The organism is Neisseria sp. P0021.S007, from assembly GCF_051956855.1.
Genome location: NZ_JBQCXA010001777.1, coordinates 1 through 436, shown reverse-complemented (window position 1 = coordinate 436; position 436 = coordinate 1). Strand labels below are relative to the sequence as shown.

Genomic DNA, 436 nt, shown 5'->3' with positions numbered 1-436 from the left:
CTGGCTGCTTGTTCGCAACAGTGCAGTGCAGCATATGAATCAGCATAAAGCCTAAGCCGTAGTTAAGTCCGGCAAGGAATGAAGTCGTAAACTCGCCGAACCCCAAAGACGGAATATGGATTTTATTCAATGCCATCAAAGCAATAACTACGCCACCGCCCGCTGCGGAATAAAACACTTTGAAATATTCGCTACGGTTGCGCGTAATGTAATGCTCGCCATGATGACTTTTGTTTTCCGTAATACTGCGTGCCAGCATTCGGATACTGCTTTTACGCAAGTGGCGGGTGCTGTATTGCTCCACCGCCGCATAAATCATCGCATTCATCAAATTGACAGTTAAGCGGGTACGGCTAGTTTCGATTTGAATATTGGTCAACAATTTCAGGCGGTCTATGGTTTGTTGCAGGCGTTCGAGCAAGTGGGCAACTTTTAC

At 46.6% G+C, this 436-nt stretch carries 1 pseudogene; it reads right to left on the bottom strand.

Annotation, left to right across the window (positions count from 1 at the left end):
* Positions 1-436, bottom strand: a pseudogene (locus tag ACTHUR_RS21410) (recombinase); the annotation flags it as partial.